Source organism: Burkholderia sp. BCC1999, assembly GCF_905339975.1.
Classification (GTDB): Bacteria; Pseudomonadota; Gammaproteobacteria; order Burkholderiales; family Burkholderiaceae; genus Burkholderia.
The window spans coordinates 238,358-244,659 of record NZ_CAJPHP010000013.1; the positions used below are offsets into that span (position 1 = coordinate 238,358).

The following is a 6,302-nucleotide window of genomic DNA, read 5'->3' on the forward strand; positions in this document are numbered from 1 at the left end:
ACACGTGCCTGCTCATTCGTCCGCCGGCCACACGCGCTCGATCTGCCAGACGCCCGCGACCACCGTCACGTCGACGTTCGAATCGAGCAGCGGCGCGCCGTGGTCGGTGATCGTCTGCGTGCCGCCGTCGCGCAGCACGATGCGCAGCGACAGCGACGCGCGATCCTCGCCGGCGATCTCCGCGTTCCAGTAGTCGCTCAATGCTTCGCGGTCGCCCGGCTGCACGCGTTCGAGCACGAGCGGCACGCTCGCGATCTGCGACGCATCGACGCCGACGCCGAACACGCGCTCGACGTCGCCGCTCCAGTCGATCCGGCCCGACTCCGGATCGAGCACGTACGCGATCTGGCCGGCGCTCGCGAGCGCGAGCTCCATGTTGTTCTGCAGGACCGCCGCATGCTCGTGCACGCGCTCGCGCGTCGTCTTCAGCGTGCTGACCGTCAGCACCAGCAGCGACGCGACCGCGAGATAGAGCTGCGCCTCGAGCAGCGCACTGCCGTAGTGTTCGTGAAACGACGAGAACGGGCCGTCGCCCTGCGCGGTCTGCTCGATCACGATCAGCGCGAGCACCAGCACCGACGACGAGCCCGCGCGACCGCCGAGCAGCAGCGTCACCGCGACGGTCAGGAACAGCGGAATATACGTGAGCGCGAAGCCGGCGCCCGTGCCGAATTTCTGCGACGTGTCGCCGTCGAAGATCACCAGCGCGACGATCGCGAGCAGCACGAACGCGACGATCCCGAGCATCAGGTCGAAGCGCTCGTGGTCGCCCGAGCGGTGCGCGCGAAAGCGCGACCACGACGCGAGCACTGGCGTGACCAGCAGCACGCCGACGAAATCGGATGCGGCCCACACCGACCACACGTCGAAAAACGGCGCGCCCTTGACCGTCGTGTACCACGCCGCGCCGCCGATCGCGCCGACGACGCCCGCGATCAACCCGGCGAGGATCACCGAGCGCAGGAAGTACAGCCCTTCGAGCGAGAAGCGCACGCGCTGCACGAGCCAGACCGCGAGCGCGGCCGCGCCGACCTCGTCGATCGTGAACAGCACCGCATTGACGAGGCTGCCGTGTTCGATCGCCGTCAGCGCGAGCTGCCCGACGAGGAACGCGCCGGCCAGCGTCAGCCAGTCGCGCGCCGGCCGCAGCATGAACGCGCCGACCGTGACGCCGGCCGGCAGCCAGATGTAGCCCGTCAGCCGGACGGGGCCGTTGAACTCGTGCGAGATGTAGCCGGTCGCGAGATACAGCGCCGCCCAGAGCAGCGCGGCGACGAGCCCCGGCCGCGATCGTTTGGTGTCCATCGAGAATCCCTGTGTGCCGCGCCTGCGGCCTGCAGGTGCGCGATGTGCGAATGATATGCGGATGGGGTAGGTGGGGGAATACCGGGGCCCGGAAGCACGTTCGGGGCGCCGGCACGCCCGCAGGCTGGCGAGTGTGACCGGGAAAGTATCGGAAAAGTTCGTGGCTCGCCGACTGCTATCGGGACACGTTCGTATGCGGTCTTGTCCGGATGGCCAAAATCGCGCGCAGCCGGCCGTTCGCGTCTACGATGAAAGGCATCCGAAAGCATTCGTTTCGCGTATCGTCCACGTCTCCAGCCCGCATTCCCCATGACCACACGTAATGGAAACAGCTCCGGTCCGGCCGACATCGGCCCCTTCGATGCCATGAGCCGATTTCGCGTCACGTACGACGGGCCCGCGCTCGAATCGTCCGAGATGGACGTGCGCGAACTCGCGCCCGCGCTGCTTGCATTCGGCGATTTGCTCGACGCATCGACGCGCGCACTGTGCGGCGATCAGGTTCGGCCGCAGGTGAACGTGCGCGGCAGCTTCAAGACCGGCAGCTTCGGTATCGACTTCACGCTCGCGACCTCGCTGCTCGGCCGCATGCGCGACATGCTGAGCGGCAACGAAGGCACGGCGCCCGCCAATGCGGTCACGATCCTGACCGCGCTCGGCATCGCCGCGCCCAAGGCGAGGAAGGGGCTCTTCGCCGTCCTCAAATGGCTGCGCGGGCGCGAGATCCGGCAGGTGCGAATGCAGGACCACACCGCGGTGCTGCAGGTCGAGGGCGACGAACTCGAGATCGACCTGCCCGTCCTCACGCTGCTGCGCGACGTCCGCGTTCGCCACGCGACCGCACAGGTCCTGGCGCCGCTCGCGCGCGAAGGCGTCGAGATTTTCGCGGCCGGCACCGATACGGAAGTGTTCGAGACAGTCGCCCGCCACGAGATTGCGTGGTTTCACGCGCCCGAGCCAACCGACGCGCTCCTGCTCGACGAGCATCGCAAGATGGCGTTCTCGATCGTGTCGCTCGCGTTCAAGGACGACAACAAATGGCGGCTGTGCGACGGCACGTCGACGATTCACGCAACGATCACGGATACCGGCTTCCTGTCGCGCGTGAACAACAGCCAGATCAGTTTCAGCAAGGGGGACGTGCTCTTGTGCAATGTCCGTATGCAGCAATGGCAAACTTCAGACGGCGCAAAAACCGAATATGAAGTCACGGATGTTCTCGAACATCGCCCGGCCGGCCTGCAGATTCAGTTGCCCGGCCTGTGATCCGCGTCGAAGCCCGATGCCCAACGCAACCCGTCAACCATCATGAAACCGGCGATCGATCTGCGTCCTGCCTCCGCCACCGACCTCCCCTTCCTGCTGACGCTCCGTCGACTGACGATGACCGAGCACCTGCAACGCGTCGGCGCGCCGACCGACGACGCGGCGCACGAACAGCGCATCCGCGCGCACTTTGAAGACGCGATGATTGTTTGCGCAGGCGCCGAGGCCATCGGCTTGCTGAAGGTGACGCGCGCCGCCGGCGAATGGCACGTCCATCAGATCCAGATTCTCCCCGCGCACCAGGGGCACGGGATCGGCGAGGCCGTTCTGAACGCATTGCTGACCGACGCCGCACGCGAGCACGTGCCGGTATCGCTCAGCGTGCTGCACGGCAACCCGGCGCGGCGGCTCTACGAACGGCTCGGCTTCCGGCTCGCGTCGGAAACCGACACGAGCGCGAGCCTGATCTGGCGCGCGTGACGCGCGCCGTTACAACGCCGCCGCATGACGATCATTGCGTGATCTTCGCGTCCTTCAGCAGATTGCCGATCATCTGCGCGCTCGCCTTCTCGACCGCGATCGCCTGCAGCTGCTGCTGAAGCCCCGGCTTCGCGGCCTCGAAACCCGGCACCTGCGTCGGCCGCTTCGCATCCAGCTTCACGATCGCCCGCACGCCATCGACCGGAATCGAATCCTTCGTCGCCGCGCCGACGGTCAGCTTCTCGAGCGCCTGAGCGACCGGCAGCGGCAACCCGCCCGTCCTGCCTTCCGCTGCCGGCGTGTTGAAGCTCACCCACGGCAGCTCGCCGCCGCTATCGCGGCTCGGCGCCATGCTGTATTGACGCGCGAGCCCGTCGAACGACTTGCCCGCTTTCAGCTCGCTCAGCACGGTCGCGGCCGTCACCGGATCCTTGACGATGATCACGCGCGGCTTGTATTCGCTCTTGCCGAGCGTCGCGACGAGCGCGTCGTAGCGCGCCTTCACCTGCTCGTCGGTCACCGGCTCGGGCTTCACGTTGTCGCGCAGGTACAGCTGCACCTCGGCCGTCGTCTTCGCCTGCTGCACCGCCGCCTTGACCTCGGGCTTGTCGCCGTAGTTCGCCTTCTCGGCCGCCTGCTGCACCAGCACGCGCGTGATCAGCTGGTTCTTGATCGCCTGGCGGACCTGCGGCGAATCGGGCTGCCCGGACGCGCGCAGCAGCGTGTCGACGTCGGTCTGCGTGATCGGCGTGCCGTTGACGGTCGCGACGGTCGCGGCCGTCTGCGCGTAAGCGGAACCGCTCAGTGCGCCGGCCAGCACGGCAATCAGCAACAGGCGGTTCGGTGTCGTCTTCATCTTCATCGTTATCGTCGCTTCGAGAGTAAAAAGCGCGGCATGGAGCATGCCGCGCCAGTTCATCGTGCACGCACACGCTGCGTCCGCGTGTGCCGCTGTCATTGTGCACGGAACCGCATTTCCGCGTCGGGAGGTTGGGAAGCGCCGCGCAACGCGGCCCGGCGCGCGTTGCGCGCACCGTTCATTGCGAACATGTGACGTGGCCATCTCGCGAAACCGCGTCGACTAACGTCACGACTTCGCGAGTCCGGCCGCAGCCCGAAGCGGCCGCGCGTTCAGCCGGTCAAGGCGTCCATCGATACACGGTGATGCTGTTCCCCTTCACGTTGTTCTTCATCACCACGTACTCGCCATTCGACCGGCGGTACGCGCGGATGCTGTACATCGCGTCGATCGCGCTGCTCGTATCGACGGTCGCGGGGCTCGCATTGACCAGTGTGGTATCGAGATTGCCGGTGGTGAGATTGAACGCGTCGACGTTAGGCCACAGCGGCCCGCTACTGCTGAACCAGTAGCCGACGAACAGATGATTGCCGACCGCATCGATCGACTTCGCGCCGCTGTGCGGCAGTGTGATCACCGGATCGGGCTTCATCGTGTTGCCCGCGCGCCAGCCGTGGTACACCTCGATACGCGTGCCGATCGACGTCCAGTCGTTGCTGCCGAGCGCCCCCTGCGCGAGCACCATCGTGTCGCTGTCCGCGAGATAGACGATGCGCGTCAGCGGCAGGATGCTGGCCGGAATGCGCGTCGCGACACCCGGCCCCCACGACGGTTTGCCGTTCGCGTCGAAACCGGTCAGCGGGTAATGCGTGATCGCGCCGGTCTTGTCGAGGCCGGCCCACACGCTGCCCTTGCTGTCGATGCTGAAGCCGCTCGTCACGCGTTGCGTCGTGTTGAACGCGGGGCCCGGAATCGATCCGTCCGGAATCGCGATATAGCCGTTCGCCGCGTTGAAATGGTAGAAGTAGAAGACGGGCGGATTCTGGCCGGCCGCGACGAGGATCCGGTTCGCGCCCACCGACGTGAGCAGCCCGAAGTGTTCGTCGCGCTGCGTATCGCTCATGTTGATTCGCGGGTCCGACGGGTACGCGAACGGATCCACGGTATTCGCGACGAACTTGCCGCCCGCGGTTCCGCTGTACACATGCGTGCCGCCATAGAACAGCGCGCCGTCCGTGACGGGGTCCGGCGCCGCGATGCCTTCGAAGTTCAGCGACTGCAGCGTATAGCGCAGGCTCCCGGTGCTGCTGTACGCATGAATGTCGGTCGCGCCATTGCGCCCGAGATCCCAACTGCCGCCCCACGGATTGTTGAGCACATAGAGGTTGCCGCCGGTGTCCTTGCCGATCCCGACGATCCGCGTGAAGCGCTGCGCGCCGACCTGCCCCTTGATGCCCGTCGTCGTGTCGAGATAACCGCCGCGCACGCCGAACGTGCCGGCCAGCGCGGGCCGGCCCGCCACCGTATAGCGCTTGATGTTCTGGTCGGGGCCTTCATCGCCCACCAGCAGTTGCGCGGCCGCCGCATCGAAATACAGCGCCGACGGCTGCGACCCGGCCGCCATCCGGATCGTGTTCAGCAGCGCGCCCGCCGGGCTGAAGCCGACGATCGCGCCCGCGCTCTTCTGCGCGACCCACACGTTGCCCGCGCCGTCCACCGCGAGCGCGCCCGGCGCCGACACGTTGATGTCGCGCTGCCACACGCCATCGGTGGTGAATACGCGCACGCGATTGCCGTAGAAGTCGCTGGCGTAGAGCAGCGAACCGGCCGTCGCGAGCCCGGTGACGACGTCGATGCGCGGCTGGTTGGTTGCCGCGCTGATCTGGATCACGCGGTCGCGATACTTCGTCGCGCGGTTGTAGCGCCCCACCGCGCCGCTGCCGTACGTCTTGCCGGGCTGCAGCGCGACGAACAGCGACGTCGCGTTACCGGTGATCGCGCTGCCCTGGAATTCCGAGTGTGTGCCGATCGAGCCGATGTTCTTGCCGTTCTGGTAGATCGCCACACCGCCTTCATCCTCGTCCCACATCGACGCCGTGTAGATCACGCCTTCGGGCGCAACCCACATCGCACGCGCGACGTTGCCGACGTGCGCGGCGAGCGTGCCGTAGGTATTCGCCAGCCAGTCGGTGGTATTGCCGGCGTGCGCGGCCGGTACGATCGCGGCGATCGCTGCGGCAAGAAGCGCAGCCCGGATTCGTTTTCTGGCGACCATGACTGATGCTCTCCTGAATGATGCAAACATTCACATGAGGGGTCGGCCGGCCAGATGGCTTGAAATTCGCAATGCGTAAATTCTTCCCCTGAATCATCTGGCGCAGTCGGTATTACGTACGGCATGCCTTCAATAATGAGCAGGGCGAGAATAGCGTTATATAAATCAAAAAAAATT

Annotated in this window: 5 protein-coding genes; 2 read left to right on the plus strand and 3 right to left on the minus strand. The window is 66.3% G+C overall.

Annotated elements, in window-relative coordinates:
• Nucleotides 1-12: 12 nt before the first annotated feature.
• Nucleotides 13-1,305, minus strand: coding sequence for an MASE1 domain-containing protein (locus U5809_RS20875; RefSeq protein WP_322087963.1), 1,293 nt, complete (start codon nt 1,303-1,305; stop codon nt 13-15).
• 309 nt (nt 1,306-1,614) lie between these two features.
• On the opposite strand from U5809_RS20875, the gene U5809_RS20880 reads away from it, so the two are divergent.
• Both U5809_RS20880 and U5809_RS20885 read left to right on the plus strand, forming a co-directional pair.
• Nucleotides 1,615-2,571 carry a hypothetical protein gene (locus U5809_RS20880; RefSeq protein ID WP_322087964.1) on the plus strand — a complete coding sequence of 319 codons (957 nt, stop codon included), beginning with the start codon at nt 1,615-1,617 and terminating at the stop codon, nt 2,569-2,571.
• Nucleotides 2,572-2,613: 42 nt separating this feature from the next.
• Nucleotides 2,614-3,051, plus strand: a complete 438-nt coding sequence (locus U5809_RS20885) for a GNAT family N-acetyltransferase (protein WP_322087965.1) — start codon at nt 2,614-2,616, stop codon at nt 3,049-3,051.
• A gap of 31 nt (nt 3,052-3,082) precedes the next feature.
• Here the strand turns inward: U5809_RS20885 and U5809_RS20890 are convergent, their stop codons facing one another.
• Together U5809_RS20890 and U5809_RS20895 are read right to left on the minus strand one after the other, a co-directional pair.
• Nucleotides 3,083-3,913, minus strand: coding sequence for a peptidyl-prolyl cis-trans isomerase (locus tag U5809_RS20890; RefSeq protein ID WP_322087966.1), 831 nt, complete (start codon nt 3,911-3,913; stop codon nt 3,083-3,085).
• A 277-nt stretch (nt 3,914-4,190) separates the two neighbouring features.
• Entirely contained in the window at nt 4,191-6,125 is a 1,935-nt protein-coding gene (locus U5809_RS20895) for an SMP-30/gluconolactonase/LRE family protein (RefSeq protein ID WP_322087967.1), read from the minus strand.
• Nucleotides 6,126-6,302: the final 177 nt, after the last annotated feature.